The organism is Hornefia porci (assembly GCF_001940235.1).
GTDB classification, from domain to species: domain Bacteria; phylum Bacillota; class Clostridia; order Peptostreptococcales; family Anaerovoracaceae; genus Aminicella; species Aminicella porci.
Map to the genome: position 1 here is coordinate 2,704,372 of NZ_MJIE01000001.1, position 21,023 is coordinate 2,725,394.

At 56.8% G+C, this 21,023-nt stretch carries 15 protein-coding genes; 12 read left to right on the top strand and 3 right to left on the bottom strand.

The annotated features are described in order from the left end of the window. Positions 1-34: 34 nt before the first annotated feature. From BHK98_RS12505 to BHK98_RS12520, 4 genes are read left to right on the top strand one after another with little or no spacing between them, the layout of a single operon-like run. Positions 35-1,285, top strand: coding sequence for an adenosylhomocysteinase (locus BHK98_RS12505; RefSeq protein WP_075714683.1), 1,251 nt, complete (start codon positions 35-37; stop codon positions 1,283-1,285). A 20-nt stretch (positions 1,286-1,305) separates the two neighbouring features. Continuing rightward, complete coding sequence (locus BHK98_RS12510) at positions 1,306-1,875, top strand: TIGR01440 family protein (protein WP_075714685.1); 570 nt, start codon at positions 1,306-1,308, stop codon at positions 1,873-1,875. Positions 1,876-1,911: 36 nt separating this feature from the next. Next, a complete protein-coding gene (locus BHK98_RS12515) occupies positions 1,912-2,394 on the top strand; it encodes a PLDc N-terminal domain-containing protein (protein WP_075714687.1) in 483 nt (160 codons plus the stop codon). Between the two features lie 12 nt (positions 2,395-2,406). After that, positions 2,407-4,080, top strand: a complete 1,674-nt coding sequence (locus BHK98_RS12520) for a glutamate--tRNA ligase (protein WP_075714689.1) — start codon at positions 2,407-2,409, stop codon at positions 4,078-4,080. Between the two features lie 156 nt (positions 4,081-4,236). Here BHK98_RS12520 and BHK98_RS12525 read toward each other — a convergent pair whose 3' ends face one another. Beyond that, positions 4,237-4,500, bottom strand: a complete 264-nt coding sequence (locus BHK98_RS12525; protein WP_075714691.1) for a hypothetical protein — start codon at positions 4,498-4,500, stop codon at positions 4,237-4,239. Between the two features lie 185 nt (positions 4,501-4,685). Between BHK98_RS12525 and BHK98_RS12530 the strand changes: the two genes are divergently transcribed. From BHK98_RS12530 to BHK98_RS12540, 3 genes are read left to right on the top strand one after another with little or no spacing between them, the layout of a single operon-like run. Continuing rightward, positions 4,686-8,225 (top strand): DNA polymerase III subunit alpha, encoded by a 3,540-nt coding sequence (locus tag BHK98_RS12530; protein WP_075714693.1) that lies wholly within the window; start codon positions 4,686-4,688, stop codon positions 8,223-8,225. A gap of 4 nt (positions 8,226-8,229) precedes the next feature. Further along, complete coding sequence (gene pfkA, locus BHK98_RS12535) at positions 8,230-9,192, top strand: 6-phosphofructokinase (protein WP_075714695.1); 963 nt, start codon at positions 8,230-8,232, stop codon at positions 9,190-9,192. Continuing rightward, complete coding sequence (locus BHK98_RS12540; protein ID WP_075714697.1) at positions 9,189-9,791, top strand: flavodoxin domain-containing protein; 603 nt, start codon at positions 9,189-9,191, stop codon at positions 9,789-9,791. Before pfkA ends, BHK98_RS12540 begins: the two co-directional genes overlap by 4 nt. A gap of 101 nt (positions 9,792-9,892) precedes the next feature. Here the strand turns inward: BHK98_RS12540 and dinB are convergent, their stop codons facing one another. Next, positions 9,893-11,095 carry a DNA polymerase IV gene (gene dinB, locus BHK98_RS12545; protein WP_075714699.1) on the bottom strand — a complete coding sequence of 401 codons (1,203 nt, stop codon included), beginning with the start codon at positions 11,093-11,095 and terminating at the stop codon, positions 9,893-9,895. Positions 11,096-11,134: 39 nt separating this feature from the next. Here dinB and BHK98_RS12555 point away from each other — a divergent pair, with 39 nt between their 5' ends. The 3 genes from BHK98_RS12555 (at position 11,135) to BHK98_RS12565 (ending at position 14,795) form a co-directional block, all read left to right on the top strand. Then, positions 11,135-12,016: an LUD domain-containing protein gene (locus BHK98_RS12555; protein WP_083628310.1), complete on the top strand. Its 882-nt coding sequence runs from the start codon at positions 11,135-11,137 to the stop codon at positions 12,014-12,016. Positions 12,017-12,120: 104 nt separating this feature from the next. Further along, entirely contained in the window at positions 12,121-13,254 is a 1,134-nt protein-coding gene (locus BHK98_RS12560; protein WP_075714701.1) for a BaiN/RdsA family NAD(P)/FAD-dependent oxidoreductase, read from the top strand. Next, the gene (locus tag BHK98_RS12565; RefSeq protein WP_075714703.1) at positions 13,251-14,795 is read left to right on the top strand and encodes an NAD(P)/FAD-dependent oxidoreductase; all 1,545 of its coding nucleotides are present in this window, start codon (positions 13,251-13,253) and stop codon (positions 14,793-14,795) included. Before BHK98_RS12560 ends, BHK98_RS12565 begins: the two co-directional genes overlap by 4 nt. Before the next feature lie 169 nt (positions 14,796-14,964). Here BHK98_RS12565 and gpmI read toward each other — a convergent pair whose 3' ends face one another. After that, positions 14,965-16,500, bottom strand: coding sequence for a 2,3-bisphosphoglycerate-independent phosphoglycerate mutase (gene gpmI, locus BHK98_RS12570; protein WP_075714705.1), 1,536 nt, complete (start codon positions 16,498-16,500; stop codon positions 14,965-14,967). A gap of 186 nt (positions 16,501-16,686) precedes the next feature. On the opposite strand from gpmI, the gene addA reads away from it, so the two are divergent. Continuing rightward, positions 16,687-20,178 carry a helicase-exonuclease AddAB subunit AddA gene (addA, locus tag BHK98_RS12575; protein ID WP_075714707.1) on the top strand — a complete coding sequence of 1,164 codons (3,492 nt, stop codon included), beginning with the start codon at positions 16,687-16,689 and terminating at the stop codon, positions 20,176-20,178. After that, on the top strand, positions 20,175-21,023 hold the full coding sequence (locus BHK98_RS12580; protein ID WP_075714709.1) for a patatin-like phospholipase family protein: 849 nt from the start codon (positions 20,175-20,177) through the stop codon (positions 21,021-21,023). Before addA ends, BHK98_RS12580 begins: the two co-directional genes overlap by 4 nt.

A 21,023-nucleotide genomic window follows, 5' to 3' on the forward strand; every position in this document is an offset into this window, starting at 1 on the left:
TCCTGCTGCGGCGAAGTAAACAGAAGGAGAGAGCATGAAGCAATACGATATTCGGGATATCGGTCTGGCGCCCGCAGGTCATACCAAGATCGAGTGGGTGCGTCACAACATGCCGCTGCTGGCGGATCTGGAGGAGGAATTCCGCAGAGACAGACCCTTTGAGGGCGTGAAGATCTCTCTGTCCGTCCATCTTGAGGCGAAAACGGCCAGGCTCTGCCTGGCGCTGGCGGCCGGCGGCGCGCAGATGTCCGTGACCGGCAGCAACGTCCTGTCCACGCAGGATGATGTGGCGGCGGCGCTTGCGGAGGAAGGACTTTCCGTATTCGCATATCACGGTGCCACACAGGAGGAATACGACAGGCATATTGAGATGTGTCTGTCCCACAGACCGAATATCATCATCGACGACGGCGGAGATCTCGTCGGAATGCTGCACACCGGGCGTCCGGATCTGGCGGAGGAGGTGTGGGGCGGCTGTGAAGAGACCACCACGGGCATTATCCGGCTGAAGGCGATGGAACGGGAAGGCGTTCTGAAATTCCCGATGGTGGCGGTGAATGACGCGGCATGCAAGCATCTGTTTGACAACCGCTACGGAACAGGACAGTCTGTGTGGGACAGTATCATGCGGAACACAAATCTGATAATTGCATCCAAAACCGTCGTGGTGGTCGGATACGGCTGGTGCTCCCGCGGAATCGCCATGCGCGCGGACGCGCTGGGAGCACGGGTGATCGTGACCGAAATCGACCCGGTGAAGGCGATTGAAGCGAGGATGGACGGCTATGAGGTTATGACCATGGCCAAGGCCGCGCCGCTGGGCGATATTTTTGTGAGCGCCACAGGCTGCTGCAAGACCATTACGGTGGAGCACATGATGACGATGAAGGACCGTGCGATTCTGACGAACGCGGGACACTTCAACTGTGAGATCGACATGGACGCGCTGGAACAGGCAGCGGCGGAGAAAAAGGAAACCAGAAACAACATCACGGGTTACCGGCTTCCCAACGGGAAGTGGATCAATGTCATCGCGGAGGGACGGCTGGTGAACATCGCGGCCGCGGATGGTCATCCCGCGGAAATCATGGACATGAGCTTCGCGGTTCAGGCGCTTTCCGCACTGTATATCCGGGAGCATCACAAAGAGCTGCGGAGCGGAGTCGTCGATGTCAGCGCAGAAATCGACGACCGCGTCGCGAGGCGCAGACTCGCAGCCTGGGGAATTGAAATTGACCGGCTGACCGATGAGCAGGAGGCTTACCTGAACAGCTGGAATGTATAATTTTTAAGGACGGTGATCTTATGACATATGAAGAAATCAGAAAACAGGCAGAGAATGCCGTTAGAGAGCTGCTGGAGACGGCGCGGACAGAAAAGGGCGATATCTTTGTGGTCGGCTGCTCCTCCAGCGAGATCAAGGGGGAGCATATCGGAAAGGGATCCGACATCAACGCCGCGAAGGCGGTTTATGAAGGGATATTCCCTGTTCTGAAGGAAAAGGGACTGTATCTGGCGGCTCAGTGCTGTGAGCATCTGAATCGGGCAATCATCGTGGAGAAGGAGGCCCTTCTTCCGGGGACGGAAATCTGTAATGTGGTGCCGCAGCTTCACGCGGGTGGCTCCTTCGCGGTGACGGTTTATGAAAACGCGGAGCACCCGGTGGCAGTGGAGCATATTCAGGCGGCGGCCGGCATCGACATCGGCGATACTCTGATCGGAATGCATCTGCGTCCGGTCGCGGTGCCGGTGCGGATCGCGCAGAAGAAGATCGGAGAGGCCAACGTGGTCTGTGCGAGAACCCGGCCGAAATTCATCGGCGGAAGCCGCGCGGTTTACGATGACGCGCTGTCCGGCGGAGAGGTGCGCCGGTAAGGGAGACTTCACTCAAAAGGAGAAAGGGGAACAGACGTGTTTTTCGCAATACTGGCGCCGCTCGTTCTTTTACTTTGCGGCCTGATCGTGCCGATCATTATCGCAGTTCTGGTCTGTCAGGACGCGCGGAAGCGGCAGGGCTGCACGCCCTGGCTCTGGGCGCTGATCGCCGTATTCACGCCCGGCTTTATCGGCGTGGTGATTTATCTGCTGGTGCGGCATGATTATCCGCTGAAACCGGAATATGTGGCGAGGCGGTATGAACAGCAGTATGAACAGCGGTATGACCGGGCGCCGGGAGAAGGATACGGGACTTCGGGTGAAGGTTATGCGCCGGATGGAGAAAACCGATATAGGGAGGAATACGATAACCGCGCTGTGCCGACCGGGCTCCCGACCTGGGCGAAGGTCGTCATTGTGGTTGCGCTGGTGCTGGCGGCGATCTTTTTCCTTACGCTTGCGCTGGGCATTCTGCAGTACATCCCGGATGGGAAGGAAATAACCGAAATCAGAATATAAGGAGCAGACTTTATGGATTATAACAGACTTGCGGAGCTTTTGTTTCCGCAGATACAGAAAACGCCGCAGGAGTATGAGGCGATGTACCCGCCGAGGACTCTGCCGGAGGGGGCCAAAGTGACCAGACTGGGACCCAGTCCGACAGGCTTCATTCATCTGGGAAACCTCTACGGAGCCTTCGCAGATGAGCGGCTGGCGCATCAGTCCGGCGGCGTGTTTTATCTGCGGATTGAGGATACGGACGATAAGCGCTATGTGGATGGCGCGGTAGAGACTATTATTGACTCTCTGCGCTTTTTCGGAATTCAGTTTGATGAGGGCGCGACCCGCAGCGGCGATGTGGGAGACTACGGTGACTACACCCAGAGCCGTCGGGGACCGATCTATCAGTGTTTCGCGAAAAAACTCGTCTCGGAGGGAAAGGCGTATCCGTGCTTCCTTACTGAACAGGAAATCGGAGAGATCCGGGCGCAGCAAGAGGAAGAAAAGGTTACGCCGGGGATTTACGGCAGGTATGCCCGCTGCAGAGACTGGTCTCTGGAACAGGTGCAGGAGGCGCTTCAGGCAGGACGACCCTATGTAATCCGGCTGAAGTCCGACGGACGGGAGGCGGTCTCTGCGGAGTCAGGAGAGACCGCGGAGGTTCGGCGTGTGGAGGTTGCCGACGCGATCCGCGGCAGGCTGACTATGCCGGAGAATTTCATGGATACCGTGATTCTCAAAGCGACCGGGATTCCCACGTACCACTTCGCCCATGTGATTGACGATCATCTGATGCGAACGACGCACGTGGTGCGGGGGGCGGAATGGCTGTCTTCCCTGCCGGTGCATGTGGAGCTGTTCGAGAAGCTGGGCTGGGAAATGCCGGTGTACTGCCATACGGCGCAGCTGATGAAGCTGGACGAGCAGGGGAACCGGCGCAAGCTTTCCAAACGCGAGGATCCGGAGCTGTCTCTGGACTACTACCGCCGGCAGGGCTATCATCCGGAAGCCGTCCGCGAATATCTTCTGACGATCCTGAATTCGGATTTCGAGGAGTGGAGAATCGCCAACCCGGATGCTCCCGTCGATGATTTCCGTTTCACCACAGAGAAAATGAGCAGCTCGGGAGCGCTGTTCGATCTGAATAAGCTGAACGATATCAGCAAGGACGTGCTCCTGAAGATTCCCGCGGACCGGATTTATGAGTTCCTCGCCGACTGGAGCAGGGAATTCGCTCCGGAGTACAGTAATATGTTTGAGGATCGGGAGTATATGCTGAAGATTCTGGACCTCGGACGCGGCGACAAAAAACCGCGCAAGGATCTGGTCTACGCCCGTCAGATCGTGGAGTTCATCAGTTACTTTTTCGACGCACAGTTCAGGCGGGAGGATCCGCTTCCCGCGGAGGTTCCGCAGGAGGATGTGAACAGAATTCTGTCCTCCTACCTGTCCACATATGACCATTCGGACGATCAGAGCCGGTGGTTTGACAAGATCCGGGAGATCGCCACAGAGCTGGGATATGCGGCAAAGCCGAAGGATTTCAAGAAGCATCCGGAGGAGTACAAAGGCCATGTCGGACACGTTTCCACCGTGATTCGCATCGCGCTGATGGGACGTGCCCAGTCTCCTGATGTCTGGACGATTCAGCAGATTATGGGTGAGGAAAAGGTCCGCGCCCGCATTTCGGATTACATGAAGTAGCGGAAAGCACCGCGCGCCCGGCTGAGAGTCATGAAGCCGGAGGCGCGCAGAAAATAAACGGCCGGCGCATCGGGGCGGGGGAGCCCGCCTGATGCGCCGGCCGTCCTGTCAGTGCGCCCGACGGGCGCACGCTCCGGTTCCGGCAGTCGCGGCCGATTACATTTTCTCGTGGCCGATATGCTCGAACTTAGCGCCGACTTCATAGTCGCTCAGCGCTTTATGCAGAATCTCGACCTGCGACTTGATGTAAGAAACGATCTCACCCTCAGTCGCCTCTACATTGTGTCCCTTCAGATAGAGCTTCATGGATTCTCTGATGACGATATAGCATATCTCGTTGTCCAGTCCTGAAATGACCATGTTATCAACCGCATTGATATAAGCTTTTTTCATCATTTCCTGCTTGTCTTTTGTGTCCATAATAATAAACCCTCCTAAATATTGCGTATTAGTTTTACATATTGATTCTATCATACTGTTCCGAATTGTGCAATTAATTTTGGCGCAATCCGGGTACACATCTGATTCAGGTATAATCCGGATACACGAAGTCTACCCAGAAAAGCCGATGTGTGATAAAATAGAGAGAACAAACGGAGGAAACTATGTCATTTACACATCTTCATGTACATACGGAATACAGTCTTCTGGACGGCGCGGCCAGAATCCGGGACGTTGTGGCGCGGGCGAAGGAGCTGGGAATGGATTCTCTGGCCATTACGGATCACGGCGTCATGTTCGGCGTCATCGATTTCTGGCGGGAATGCAGGAAACAGGGGATTCATCCCGTTATCGGCTGCGAGGTATACACGGCTGCGCGGGGGATGGAGGACAAAGAGCCGGACAAGGATAAATATCAGGGCCATCTGGTTCTGCTGGCGAAGGACAACGACGGTTACCGGAACCTGATTAAAATCGTCTCCAGAGGCTTCACGAAGGGCTTTTATTACAAGCCGCGTGTGGATAAAGATCTGCTGCGGCAGTACAGCGGCGGCATCATTGCGCTGTCGGCCTGTCTGGCAGGGCGGGTGCAGAGCTGCCTGCTCAACCGCGATTATGAGGGCGCGAAGGCAGAAGCGCTGGAGCTGAGAGATATTTTCGGCGAGGATAATTTCTACCTCGAGATTCAGGACCAGGGACTGGATGAGGAAGCCTTCATCAATCCGGAACTGATACGTCTCAGCAGAGAAACGGGAATCCCGATGGTCTGCACCAATGACGTTCACTATGTGAACCGGGAGGATGCGGAAGCGCACGATATTCTTCTGTGCATCCAGACCGCGACGAATGTTTATGATGAAAACCGCATGCGGTTTGCCAACGACCAGTTCTATCTCAAGAGCGAGCAGGAAATGCGGGAGATTTTCCGTGAGCTGCCGGAGGCGGTGGAGAATACTCACAAGGTTGCTATGCGCTGCAACGTGGAATTTACCTTTGGCGAATATCATCTGCCGGAGTTCCTGCCGCCGGAAGGGAAGACGAATAAGCAGTACCTGCGGGAGCTCTGCGCGGACGGCCTTCACGAGCGGTATGACGAGGTGACGGAGCAGCTGCGCGGCAGACTGGATTACGAGCTGGGAGTCATCGAGTCCATGGGTTATGTGGAATATTTTCTCATCGTCTGGGACTTCATCAACTACGCGAAGGAGCACGGAATCATGGTGGGTCCGGGCAGGGGCTCCGCGGCGGGGAGCCTGGTCGCCTACTGCCTGCGGATTACGGATATCGATCCGATACGGTACAATCTGATTTTCGAGAGATTCCTCAACCCGGAGCGGGTGAGCATGCCGGATATCGATATCGACTTCTGTATTGAGCGCCGGGGCGAGGTGATCGATTATGTCCGGCGGAAATACGGCGAGGAGAATGTTTCCCAGATTATCACCTTCGGAACCATGAAGGCCAAGGCGGTTGTCCGGGATGTGGGCCGGGCGCTGAACCTCCCCTACGCCGATGCGGACCGGATCGCCAAGGCGATTCCCTTCGATCTGAAGATGACTCTTGACCGGGCGCTGGAAATGAGCCCCGACCTGAAAAAAATGTACGATGAGGATCCCACTGTCCGCAAGGTGATTGACATGTCCCGGAAGCTGGAGGGAATGCCGCGTCACGCTTCAACGCATGCGGCGGGCGTGGTGATCTCGCGCCTTCCGCTGGATGAATATGTGCCGCTCTATATGTCCGACAAAGGCGTGGCGACGCAGTTCAACATGACCACCATCGAGGAGCTGGGTCTTCTGAAGATGGATTTTCTGGGGCTGCGGAACCTGACCGTGATTCGTGACGCGCTGGCGATGATCCGCCGTAACCACGGGGTGAGCATCGATTTCGCCAGGATGGGATACGACGACAAAGCCGTGTACGAGATGATCGCCGCCGGAAATACGGAAGGCATCTTCCAGCTGGAAAGCGGCGGCATGACCGGTTTCATGAAAAATCTGAAGCCCACCTGCTTCGAGGATGTTGTTGCGGGAATTTCTTTGTACCGGCCGGGACCGATGGATTCGATCCCGCGATACATCGACAACAAAAAAAACCCCGACAGGATTCAGTATGTGACGCCGGAGCTCGCGCCGATTCTGGACGTAACCTACGGCTGTCTGGTCTACCAGGAGCAGGTCATGCAGATCGTCCGTGATCTGGCCGGCTACAGCTACGGCCGTTCCGATCTGGTGCGCCGCGCCATGAGTAAAAAGAAGCGGGACGTGATGATGGAGGAGCGTCAGTACTTCATCTACGGAAAGGAAGACGAACAGGGGAACGTGGAGATTCCCGGCTGCCTGCGGAACGGCATCAGCAGAGAAGCGGCAGAGGCGATATTTGCGGATATGGAGACCTTCGCGCAGTACGCGTTCAATAAGTCCCACGCGGCGGCCTATGCGGTGGTCGCTTATGAGACAGGATATCTGAAGAAATATTATCCGGTGGAATTCATGGCGGCTCTCCTTTCCAGCGTGATGGGAGATACGGGTCAGACCTCTAAATACATCCGCAACTGTGAGGAGATGGGGATCCGGGTGCTGCCGCCCGATATCAATGAAAGTGAGAAGAAGTATACTGTGGTGGACGGAAAAATCCGCTATGGTCTGCTCGGCGTCAAGAATGTGGGAGAGCATGCCATCGATGAGATCATCCATGCCCGGGAGACAAAGGGGCTCCCGAAGGATATCTTTCAGTTTATCAGCAACATCGATGTCGGCATAGTGAACAAAAAAGCAGTGGAATCGCTGATCAAGGCCGGCGCTCTGGACTGTCTGAATCCCAACCGGGCCGCACACCTGGCCGTTTACGGTCAGCTGATGAGTTCGGCGCAGAACGAGGCGAGGAAGAATCTTGCGGGACAGATTTCCCTGTTTCAGATCAGCGGCGAGGAGATGTCCGCAGGCATCGGAGGGCGGAGTCTCCCCGACGTCCGCAATTTTGAGCCGCGGATGCTGCTCTCTCTGGAAAAGGAAATGCTGGGGGTCTATATCACCGGTCATCCTCTGAACGCTTACTCGGACCGAATCCGGAAACTGGTGACCGTAACCAGTCAGGATCTGGAGGCAAGCGTTGCAGGAGAAGAGGAGCAGGAAGAGGGCGCGATACGGGAGGCGGGATTCGACAGCGGAGCTGTTTCGGATCTTTATGACGGCATGAAGGTGGTTATGGCCGGCATGATCGCCGGAAAAAAGAATCTTGTAACCAAGAACAACAAGCTGATGGCCTTTGTGGATCTGGAGGATCTCTACGGCATCACTGAAGTCGTCGTATTCCCGAACGTCTACGAACGGTGCCAGGACAGCATTGCGGACGATGCCGTGGTGGTCGTCAGAGGAAAACTGAATTTCAAGGAGGGAGAGGTTCCCAAGGTTCTGGCGGATTCTGTGGTGAGCATGGATGAGGTGGAACGGCGGGCGCGCGGAACAAAGGGTCCCATGGTGAAGATCCGGATTCCCGCGGACGTCCGGGAGCCACGTGTTCTGAAACAGCTGGAGCAGATTTTCCGGGAGGATCGGGGAGACACCGAGGTGCTGATTTATTTACAGAACGGAAAGATCGTGCGGAGCAGTGCAGGCGTTAAAATGAGTGATTATCTGATTGAGGAGCTCAATGGAATCGTGGGAGCGTCCAACGTCAAGATGAGCACAGGAAAGGAGCAATAGATAAATGAAGAGGATAGGAGTTCTGACGTCCGGCGGAGACGCGCCGGGAATGAATGCCGCGATCCGGGCGGTCGTGAGATGCGGAATTGAGCGCGGGCTTGAGGTGTACGGAATTTCCCGGGGATATTCCGGCCTGATCGACGGAGAGATCGAGCAGATGAACCGGCGCTCTGTAGGTGATATCATGCAGAGGGGCGGTACGATTCTGAAAACCGCGCGGAGCAAAAGATTCATGACGGAGGAGGGAATCAGACACGCGGCGGCCATGCTGGACACCTTCGGCATAGAGGGACTGGTGGCCATCGGCGGCGACGGGACGCTCCACGGGGCGCAGGAGTTGTCAGAGCTGGGCGTGAAGGTCATGGGACTGCCGGGAACCATCGATAACGATCTTGCCTATACGGATTACACGATCGGTTTTGATACAGCGGTGACAACCGTTCTGGACGCCATCTCCAAGGTGCGAGACACATCCTCCTCTCACGAGAGAAACACCATCATCGAGGTGATGGGCAGGCGCTGCGGCGACATCGCGCTGTACGCCGGCCTCTGCGGCGGAGCCGAGGAGATTCTGGTACCGGAGATTCCGTATGATATCAACGCACTCTGCCGGAAAATCGTCATGTCCGCAAACCACGGAAAACTGCACAGCATCATCATCAAGGCGGAGGGCGTGGACATCGGCTCCCAGGAGCTGACGCAGGAGATCCAGGAACGCACCGGCCGGGAGACCAAACTGGTTGTCCTGTCCTATCTGCAGAGGGGCGGGAGACCGACGATGCGGGACCGCCTGCTGGCGACGATGTGCGGTGCAAAAGCGGCGGAGCTTCTGGCAGAGGACTCCGAGAGCAAGGCGATCGGCACGGTGGACGGTCAGATTGTCGCTTACGACCTGGCTGACGCGCTGAAGATGGAAAAGGAATTTAATCAGGATATGTACCGCCTGATCGAGGTGCTGAGCAAATGAACGCGGTCGTCGTCTATTATTCCCGCTACGGGTCAACGGAGAGGTACGCCCGGTGGATTGCGGAGGAGCTGGACGCGGATCTGATTCCCGCAGGGAAATGCAGGTTCAGGGATCTGGAGCCCTACGATACGATTGTGTACGGAGGCGGGATATACTCCGGAGGCATCCGGGGAATCGAGCTGATTACAAAGAACTGGTACAAAGGGCTGAACGAAAAAAGAGTGCTCTGCTTCGGCGTCGGAATCACCATTGAGGAGGAGGCCAACAGGAAGCAGGCGATGGAGATCAACTTCGGAAAACGTTTTGTGACAGATGCGGAGGAAGATAAAGACCGTCCGGAAGAAGCCGATCCCGACCTGAAGGAGCTGCTTCGGGTGAAGCTTCTGCCGATTCCGTGCTGGTTTCTTCCCGGGGCGTTTGACCCGTCGCGGCTGCGGCGTTTCGACAAGGGCGTCATGAAACTGGTGCGGAAGATGATGGCGGACGATCCCGCGAACGCGAAGATTCTGGAGTATATCGACCGGGGCTGCGATCTGGTGGACAAAAGCCGAATCGGGGAGATTGTCGCCGCCGCAAAGGACGGGCGTGAGGACGAATAGACGGAACAGATGGTGCGGGCTGCCGAAGCCCCGGGATTTTCGATGATTTCCGTCTTCCGGGGGCTCCGGAATCTCCAGCGGATCCGGACTCCCGGGCCGTTTTACAGATCGATGCCGATATCGTTCCCGATGATCTGACCGAAGCCTATCGCATTGTCACCGAACCGGCTGCGAATCGCGTCCATCGTGCGCTCCACAGATTCGGCTTTTTCACGGGAGGCGTTTTCCTCCCGGAAAAGAGAGAGCTGTTCTTCTCCTGTTTCATCGCACAGGCTGATGGCAGTCAGCGTGATGAGGCGGATCGGTTTCTGCGAGGGCCAGAAGCTCCGGATCAGTTCCATGGCGGTTCTCCGCAGCTCGTCGGCCAGGTTGGTGGGGTGCGTCAGCTGAGTCTGCCGTGAGACTGTTTTCAGCTGTGTATCCTTAATGTCCACCCTGACGCCGCCGGCCCTGAGCTGATATTTTCGCAGACGGCCCGCCACGGTGTCGGAGAGACGGGTCAGAGCGGTGAGGATATCGTCCTCCCCTGTCAGATTGCGGCGGAAGGTGATGCCGTTGCCTACGGACTTGATTTTGTTCCTCTGATCATAACGCCTTACCGGAGAGTCGTCATCTCCTCGCGCGTAGGAGCGGAGCAGGGGTCCCTGCTTTCCGAGAAGCCGCTCCAGCGTGCGTGCGTCGGCCAGAGCAAGATCGCCGATTGTGTGGATATCAGCGGTTTTCAGGCGTTCCGCGGTGGCGAAGCCGACAAAGAACATTTCGTTTACCGGCATGGGCCAGAGAAGCTGCTGATAGTTGTCCCGGGTGATTTCTGTGGTAGCGTCCGGCTTCCTGTACTCGCTGCCCATTTTGGCGAAGATTTTGTTGTAGGAGACGCCGGCGGAAAGGGTGACGCCCAGCTCTTCCCGGACCCGCTGCCGGATGCGGTCCGCGATCTGCGTTCCGGATCCGAACAGGGTCTGGCTCGCGGTGACGTCCAGCCAGGATTCGTCGATACTGAAGGGCTCCACCATGTCCGTGTACTCCTGGTACAGACGGTTCAGACGGCGGCTGTATTCCCGGTATTTTTCGTGGTGGGGAGGGAGCAGCACCAGATCAGGGCATTTGCGTCTGGCCTGCCAGACGGTTTCCGCGGTGACCACGCCGCAGGCCTTTGCGGCCTGGTTTTTGGCCAGAATAATTCCATGACGAAGCTCCGGATCGCCGCTGACGGCTACCGGCATATCCCGGAGCTCCGGATGGTCCAGAAGCTCGACGGACGCGAAAAAACTGTTGATGTCACAGTGTAAAATAACTCTATCCATGCTTTGATTATAGCACAAAGAACAGGAAGGAGACAGACCATGCTTGTGTTAAAGGTAAAATATACGGCGAAGCCCGGAATGCGTCAGGCGTTTCGTGACGCGGTGGAGCGCGAGAAAATCGACGCGGCCAGCCGCGGCGAGGAGGGCTGCCTTTTGTATGAATATACGGAGCCGGACGGACGTCCCAACGACCTGATGCTGGATGAGGTATGGGAGGATGAGGAGTCGCAGAAGGCGCACTGCGCGACGGCTCATTTCAGGAGACTGGGAGAGCTGAAGGAGCAGTATGTGGAGAGTACGCAGCTGGACCGCTATGATCTGGACCTGGAGACTATGCAGATGAATCTTGCGCGCAGAGGGTATATCGTCAGCGTCTTTGATACTGCGGAGGAAGCCGCAGAATATCTGGACGGCAGAATCGACGGAAAGAACGTCGGCATCGGCGGCTCCGTCACGCTGGATAAAATGGGGATGTACCAGAGGCTTTCCGCGCATAACAATGTGGAGTGGCACTGGCATCTGAAAGAGGGTGAAACTGTACAGGAGGCCCGGACGGCGGCGATGACGGGAGACGTGTATCTGTCTTCTGTGAACGGAATCAGTGAGGCAGGAGAGATCGTGAACATCGACGGAGCCGGGAACCGGCTGGCGGGAACGCTGTTCGGTCACAGCAAGGTCTATTATGTTCTGGGGATAAACAAAATCCGTCCGACTCTGGAGGATGCGATCGGCCGCGCCCGAAACATCGCGGCTCCGCTGAACGCGAAGCGCCTCGGATGTGAAACGCCCTGCGAGAAGAGAGGCGTCTGTTACGACTGTCAGGGGGCGGACCGGATCTGCCGGGCGATGACAATCACCTATGCGCCGATGATGGGGCAGGAAACAGAGGTCGTCATTATCAGAAAATTCCTGGGGCTGTAAAGCGCGTCGCACAGGAAACAATAACGCGGGAACAAATAACGATAATTTTTTCACAATATTACTGTTCCGGAACGGATAAGTAGTGTAAAATATAGGAGGGGACGATGTCGGGCATCTGCATTATAGGCGGCGGCGCCAGCGGAATGGCGGCCGCGATTACGGCAAAGAAATATGCGCCGGACCGGACGGTCATCATTCTGGAAAAGATGAAGGAACCCGGGCGGAAGCTGAAGGCCACGGGAAACGGCAGATGCAATCTGTCAAACGCGGAGTGTGACGGTTATATAAGGATATTGGATTTCTTCGGCGGAATCGGTGTGATGACCCGTACAGAGGAATCGGGCAGGATATATCCGTACAGCGAGGATGCGGCAGATGTGGTGGAGGCGCTGCGCGGACAGCTGAAGGACATGGGCGTCCGGACGGTCTGTCATGCAGAGGTGACCGCGGCGGAGAAGACTGCGGACGGGTTTCAGGTGTCCTGGAACGGCGGACGGCTTCTGGCGGACCGTCTTCTGATCGCCTCAGGCGGGAAGGCCGGACCGAAGTTCGGGAGCACCGGCGACGGATACCGCCTTGCCCGCGGGCTGGGACATACGGTGACCCGGCTGGCGCCGGCGCTGACTGCCGTTGAAACGCGGGAAAACCTGCGCGGACTTTCCGGCGTGAGAGAGAAGTGTGTCGTCCGTCTGCTCCGGCAGGGAAGTGTTCTGTGCGAGGAGCGAGGCGAAATACAGTTTACGGACTACGGCATTTCCGGAATATGCGTGTTCAATCTTTCCCGGTTTCTGGAGCTTCCGGAGGGACGCAGCCGGAAGGACGGATTCGACGGCTATGAGATCCGGGTCGACCTCCTGCCGGAGATTCAGGACGCGGAAGCGCTTCTGGCCCGGCGGGCAGGCACGGGAGTGCCGGCGGACAGGCTTTTGTGCAGCCTGATAAAACGGCCTCTTGCGAGGGAAATCAGCGCAAGGGCCGGAGACAATCTCCCGGAGCTGGCGCGTCAGCTGAAAGAATTCACGGTGCACCCTGCGGATCTTCGAGGATGGCAGTATGCGCAGGTCACCCGGGGCGGGGTGCCCTATAGCGAAATCGACCCGGAGACGATGGAGTCGAGGCTCTGTCCGGGGCTGTTCTTCGCGGGAGAGATTCTGGATTATGACGGCCCGTGCGGAGGGTATAATTTGCAGCACGCCTGGGAAACAGGAATCAGAGCAGGAAAGGGACTGGCAGGATGAAGGTAAAAAGATACAGATTAACACAGTTGAAACTCAGACTTGACGAATCACCGAATGTGATCCCCGAAAAAATCGCAAAGAAATTCGGCCACAGGGACATGCAGATCAGTGATCTGACCATCGTCCGGAAATCGGTGGACGCCAGGAAAAAATCGGATATCCGCCAGGTGTTCACGGTGGATTTCACAACAGACCGGGAGCTGGATCTGCCTGTGCCGAAGGATGTCAGTTACCGGCCTGTGCCGTCGGGGAAAGAGCCGATGAAGCACCGTCCTGTCATCGTGGGCCTCGGACCCTGCGGGATTTTCTGCGGAATGACGCTGGCGGAACGGGGATACCGTCCGGTGATCGTGGAGCGCGGATACGATATGGATACCCGGATCAAGGTGGTCAATGAGTTCTGGAACCGAGGAATCTTCAATCCGGAGTGCAACGTTCAGTACGGCGAGGGCGGCGCGGGAACCTTTTCTGACGGAAAACTGACGACGGGCATCCGGGATCCGCGGAGATTCAAGGTTCTGGATGAATTCATCGAGGCGGGCGCGGATCCGGAGATCCGCTATGTGCAGAAGCCGCACGTGGGTACGGACATTCTGCGCCATATCGTCCGGAACATGCGTTATAAAATTGAGAATATGGGCGGCGATGTGGAATTTGACGCCCGCATGAACCGCATTACCACGGAGGGGGACCGGCTGACCGGACTGGTGATTCAGCAGGGATATCAGCTCCGTCACATCGACGCGGACAATCTGATTCTGGCGATGGGTCACAGCTCGCGGGATACGCTGCGCAGCCTGCTGAAATCAGGTCTTCACATGGAGCAGAAACCGTTCTCCATCGGCGTTCGGATCGAGCATCCGCAGCAGATGGTGGATGAATCGCAGTACGGCAGCGAGGCGGGAAATCCGTATCTGCCTCATGCGACCTACAAGCTGGTGCATCACTGCGAAAACGGACGCGGCGTGTATACCTTCTGCATGTGCCCCGGCGGCGAGGTTATCGTGGCCTCATCGGAAACCGGAAGGGTGGTGACCAATGGAATGAGCTATCGACAAAGGAACAGCGGCGTGGCCAACAGCGGACTCCTGGTGGATGTGCGCACCTCGGACTTCGGCAGCAATCACCCCCTGTCCGGCATGGAATTTCAGGAAAAATATGAGGAAATCGCCTTCCGCAACGGTGGAGGAAACTACAAAGCGCCTCAGACGACATGGGCGGATTTCCGCGACAATACCGCAGCCGCACAGCCTGTCGTCGAGAGTCTTCCGGCCTTTGCTGTCGACGCGATCCGGGAAGCGATGCCGCATCTGGGACAGAAGCTGAAGGGCTTCGACGCCGATGACGCCAGGATGACAGCCGTGGAGACCAGAAGCTCCTCCCCGGTCCGCATCCTTCGCGATGAGCATTTCGAGAGCAATATCAAGGGGCTTTTCCCCGGAGGCGAAGGCGCGGGCTACGCCGGCGGCATCATGAGCAGTGCCGTGGACGGAATCCGGCTGGCAGAGGAGATAATCCGCCGCTATGCGCCGATGGAGTGAGCTCCTGCGGAATCTGAATATACAAAAAGAACACGCTGCAGAATACAGCCGGATGACCCGGCTGCTGCAGCGTTTTTTTTCTGAGTGCGCCCGGCGGGCGGCGCTGCTGACAAAGTGCCGTCAGAACCCGTCAAATCCGACGGGAGCTTAATGAGCAAATGAACGGATACTATTTCACCAGTACGTTTCCGGTCATTTCAGGCGGAACCGGGATGTCCATCAGCGTCAGCATGGTGGGTGCGATATCGGCCAGCTTTCCGCCGTCGGCCAGTTGGCGGGGCTCTCTGGAAATATGGACCAGCGGAACCTGATTCAGGGAGTGGGCGGTGACGACGTTGTCATCGTCGTCCAGCATGACGTCCGCGTTTCCGTGGTCCGCGGTCAGCAGAATCTGGCCTCCCTTTTCGAGAACCGCGTCTGCGATGCGGGGAACACAGTCGTTCAGTGTTTCGATAGCCTTCACTGCCGCCGGCATAATTCCGGTGTGGCCGACCATATCGGCGTTGGCGAAGTTCAGAATGATCACATCGTATTTATCTGCGGCGATCTGCTCCAGCACCTTGTCCGTAACCTCATACGCACTCATCTCCGGCTGGAGATCGTAGGTCGCCACCTTCGGCGAAGGCACGAGGATCCGGTCTTCTCCCGGATTCGGCGCTTCCACGCCGCCGTTGAAGAAGAACGTGACATGAGCGTATTTCTCGGTTTCCGCGATGCGCAGCTGCTTCAGACCCAGTGAGGAAATGTATTCGCCCAGGGTGTTTCTGTAGGTTTCAGGCGGATATGCAACGGTGACGTTCGGCATGGCTGCGTCGTAAGTGGTCATGCAGACGTAACTGAGATCCCGGATGATTTTCTCTCGTCTGAATCCGTCGAAATCCGGATCCACGAAGGTACGGGTGATTTCTCTGGCTCTGTCCGGCCGGAAGTTGAACATGATGACAGAATCGCCGTCTCTAACGACAGAGGGATTTCCGTCCTGATCCAGTACGGCGGCGGGTTGGACGAATTCATCGTTTTCGTCTCTGGCGTATGCGGCGTCGACGGCCTCCGCGCCGGAGGGAGCGGTGAGCCCGTTCGCGAGTGTCATGGTGTCGTAGGCCTTCTGCACTCTGTCCCATCTTTTGTCTCTGTCCATCGCATAATAGCGTCCCGCGACGGATGCGACGCGGCCGACTCCGAGAGACGCGAGCTTCTCCTCCAGCTGAGCGATGTATTTCTTCGCGCAGCGGGGCGGCACATCGCGGCCGTCCAGGAAACAATGGACGCTGATGTCCGTCAGACTCTGTTCCTTCGCCATATCCAGAAGGGCGAACAGATGGTCGATATGGCTGTGTACGCCGCCGTCCGACAGCAGACCGAAGAGATGGAGCGTGCCGCCGTTATTCTTCGCATGCTCCATGGCCTGACGCAGGGCCGGATTTTCATACATGTGCTTCGATTCGGCGTCCTTTGTGATGCGGCTCAGTTCCTGAAAGACGACGCGTCCCGCACCGATATTCAGATGACCCACCTCGGAGTTTCCCATCTGACCCGCGGGCAGACCGACCGCCTCTCCGCAGGCGTCCAGCCTCGTCGTCGGATATTCCCTGAAAATCCTGTCCAGTGCCGGCTTGTTCGCCTGTGCGATGGCGTTTCCGTGGACCTTGTCATTCAGGCCGAAGCCGTCCATGATCAGCAGCATTGTCGGTTTTTTATTGTTCATATCTGTCACCCCTTCATCGGAGCCGTCAGAGACTCCGGTATCTGAGAAATAATGGTCTTTTTCGCATTCCTGTAACAGTTGTATGATAACACAGCGGAGGCAAATCATCAATGTATGAACAGGAAAATTGTGATATACTATACAATGTAGGGAAATGCAGGAAGACGTCAGTAACACGGAGGAGCCATGACAGACTGGACACCACAGCAGAAGACAACCATTGACGAACGGGATCGGAACATCCTGGTGGCGGCAGCCGCAGGATCCGGCAAGACCGCGGTCCTTGTGGAACGAATTCGAAAGATGGTGACGGAAGAGAATGTCTCCATTGACTCAATGCTGATCGTCACGTTCACTAACGCGGCCGCGGCGGAGATGCGGGAGAAAATCCGAAGGGCGCTGAAGGAGAAGGCCGCCACGCATCCGGAGCTGCGCCGGCAGCTGGAGCTTCTGCCTCAGGCCAGCATCAGCACCTTTCATGCCTTTGCTCTGGAGGTGATCCGGCGATTCTTCTATCAGATCGACCGGGAACCTGATTTTACCATCTGTGATGAGGCACAGAGCGCGGTGATTCAGGAGGAGGCGCTGGACGAGCTTCTGGAGGCGGCCTTCGACGGAGCAGAGAAGGAGTTTTTCGAGTTTCTGGACTGGTACGGCTCTGAGCGCGGCAACGATGCGATTCGCGCTATGATACAGAATCTGTACCGAAGCCTGATGGCGCTTCCGGATCCGTTCGGAACGCTCGAGGAAAAGATCCGGGAGCTGTCTCTGTCTCCGGAGGAGTATCGTCAGACGAAGGCGATGCAGTTTCTGAATGCTGTTATTCTGAAGGATATGGAAGAGGCGGAGGAGGCGACCCTCGCGGCGCAGGAGTTGCTGGGGCAGGCGGGACTCGAGCGCCTGGCAGATAAATTCCGTCCGGACACTGAGGCGCATGAGACGATGCGGGACATGGCGGAGCACGGGGACTACAAAGGACTTCGGGAGCATCTGAGCGGTTTCCGGTGGACCTCGATACGGGCGAAGAAGGAGGAAAAGGCCGACTTTGACATGCTCAACGACGAGTTCAAGGCTTACAAGGAAAAAGCGAAAAAAGCCCGGACCCGTGTGGCGGATTTCCTTAAGGAGGATGTGGACAGCCGGATTGAAAGCGTGCGCCGGGCCGTCCCCGTAGCGCGGACCCTGCAGAAGCTGCTGAAGGAATACGACCGTATTTTCCGGGAAAAGAAGGCGGAACGAAAGCTCCTGGATTTCAGCGATATCGAGCACGACTGCCTGAAAATACTGAAAAACCCTGAAACCGCGGCGTTTTACAGAGACAGGTTCAAGTATATTTTCATCGACGAATATCAGGATACCAGCGTTCTGCAGGAGACCATCATCGGAATGATCCGCAGGGAGAATAATCTTTTCATGGTGGGAGACATCAAGCAGAGTATTTATAAATTCCGACTGGCGGAGCCGGAAATTTTCCAGTCGAAGTACGACACTTACGGGAAATGCCGGGACGGAAGCTCGATGAAGATCGATCTGAACCGTAATTTCCGCAGCAAGCCTTCCATTCTGAGCTGGATAAATGAACGGTTCCGGTCGATTATGGAGGGCTATGACGAAGACGCCTGTCTGTATCCGGGACTGGAGGCCGACGCCCGGTACTGCTTTGAGCCGGAGGTGAAGCTCATCGACACCTCGACCAGGGAGTACCTGGAGGACGAAGCCATCGCCGACCTGAAGAACAATGAGCTTGAGGCACTGGAGGTCTGCCGTCTCATCGAGGAGAACCTGGGGCGTGAGTATTGCGATTCCCGCACCGGTGAGCATAAGCGCCTGCGGTATCGGGATATGGTGATTCTGATGCGGTCGGTCAGCAGCAATGCGGCTGCGTATTCTGAAATCCTCCGGAGCCGCGGCGTACCGGTCTTTGTAGACGACAGCGACGGATATTTCGATACGATGGAGATTAACGTGTTCATGAATCTGCTGGCACTGATTGACAACCAGTATCAGGATGTTCCGCTGATCAGCGTGCTGCGCTCGGAGATTTTCGAATTTTCCACCGACCAGCTTGCAGAAGTGCGTAAGCGTCAGCCTGAGGGAAGCTACGCGGATGCTTTCCGGGCCGTTGCGGACGGAGACGATGAGTTCGCGGCGCGCTGCGGGGCGGTACTGCAGAAGCTCCGGCGCTGGAAGATCCTTTCCCGGGCGGTTCCGCTGACCGACCTCGTCTGGAGACTTCTGCTGGAAACCGGCTATTATATCGCCATGGGGGCAATGCCCAACGGAACGCAGCGTCAGGCTAATCTGCGCGCCCTCTGCGACCGGACAGAACGCTTCGAGGAGAACGGTCAGAGTTCTCTGTACGGATTCATGCGCTATATCGACAATGTGAAGAGAAACCGGGTCAGCATCGGTCAGGTCCGCCTGCTGGGTGAAAACGACGACGTGGTGCGGATTATGACTATCCATAAGAGCAAGGGCCTGGAATTTCCGATGGTCATTGTCAGCGGCATGGGAAAGAAGCTGATGTATTCCAGAGCGGGGGACAAGGTTTTGTTCCACAAAGACATCGGTCTCGGAATGTATCTGGAGGATCCGGAGCACAGCCTGGAGCAGCGTTCACTCCCTTATGACATTATCATCAGCAAGATGCGGCAGGAGGAATATGAGGAACATATCCGTGTCCTCTATGTGGCGCTGACCCGCGCCCGGGATATTCTGTATCTCACCGGGACGGTCCGGAGCGAGGAGGATTATGAGAAAGGGAAAGCTGCGGGCGCCCGGGGGCAGACGGATTATCTTTCGATACTGGACAGGATGCCCCGCACGGAATTCATCGACTGCAGGAAGCTGACGGAGCTGAGGGTGCAGGCGGAGGCGCCGGAGGGAACAAAGGACGATTCGGCGGCGGGGCCCGCTCTTGCGGAACGGGTGGAACAAAAGCTCTCCTACCGGTATCCGTATCCGGCAGCCCGGAAGCTGCGGTCCAAATATTCAGTGAGTACACTGAATGAGGAGGCGCACCGTCCGGTAGCGGCCCGGTCGGACGCGGACGAAGATCTGTATGCGGGAGATGGGGAAACTGAAAAGCCGGATCGGGACAGGGAGCCGGAGACGGTTCTTCCGGTTCCGAAATTTCTGCAGGAGGAGCAGAGGCTGACTGCGGCGGAAAAGGGAACCGTCTGCCATGGAATAATGGAACGGATTGATTTTCTCCGGGCTGCGGAGGAAGGGGAAGAATATATCCGGAACGCAATCGACGGGTTTGTGGAGGCGGGAATCTTCCTGGAAAACGAGCGGGAGGCGGTTCCGGTGTCTGAAATCGCCCGGTTTTTCCGGACCGGTCTGGGGGAACGGGCCGTCGCGGCCGCGAGGAGGGGAATGCTTTACAGGGAGCAGCCCTTTGACCTGATGATGGAGCGGGACGGAGAGAATATCATCGTACAGGGAATAATAGACTGTTATTTTGTGGAGGATGGAAAGATCGTTCTTCTGGATTACAAGACGAACCGGGTAAATCCCCGCGTACCGTTTGAGGAAGAACGGAAACGTATTTCAGAAATGTATCGGGAACAGCTGAGAATTTACGCCCGTGCGCTGGAGGAAGGCGGCGGGCGCAGCGTCGGAGAGGCGTATCTGTATCTGTTCTCAGTGGGAAAAGTGATAGGAGTGAGTCTATGAGCGTTGGTTTGGTAGTGGAAGGCGGCGGCATGCGGGGCATCTTTGCGGCCGGAGTGCTGGATTATCTGATGGATCAGGAGATCGTTTTTCCGAACATCATCGGCGTGTCGTCCGGAGCGACCCACGCGTGCAGCTATGCGTCGGGACAGCGGGGCAGAGCCTTTGAGGCCTTTACGGATTTCCTGGATGATCCGGAATTCTGCAGCGTCAGGAATCTGCGGAAAACAGGAGATTATTACAGCGTGGATTTTGTCTACCATAAAATCCCGGAGGAGCTGTATCCCCTGGATCAGGAGGGGATGGAGAAGAGAGGCGTCTGTTTCCGGGTCGTGACGACCAATTGCATCACCGGAAAAGCGGAGTATCCGCAGGTGAGTGACCTGCGGACGGATCTGGAATATATCCGGGCCTCCAGCGCGCAGCCGCTGGCGGCCAGAATGGTGCCGATAGACGGTTATGTCTATATGGACGGCGCCGCGGCGGATGCGATTCCGGTTCGCTATACGCTGGAAAACAATGAAAAGGCGGTAGTGATTCTGACGCAGCCGGAGGGCTACCGGAAAAATCCCCTGCAGCCGCTGATGCCGATGCTTAGGGCCAGGTACCGCCGGTATCCTCGGTTCCTGGAGACGCTGGCGGAGAGTAACAGGAATTATAACCGCACTCTGGACTATCTGGACGAGCAGATTGAGGCCGGAAAGGCGTTTGTCATCGCGCCGATGGGCCCGCTGAATATCGCGCCGACCCAGAAGGACCGCAGGAAGCTGAAGAGAGCCTATGACGAGGGATATTTTGTTGCGGAGGGCCTGGGCGAAAAACTGAAGGAATTCATCGGTGATATGTGA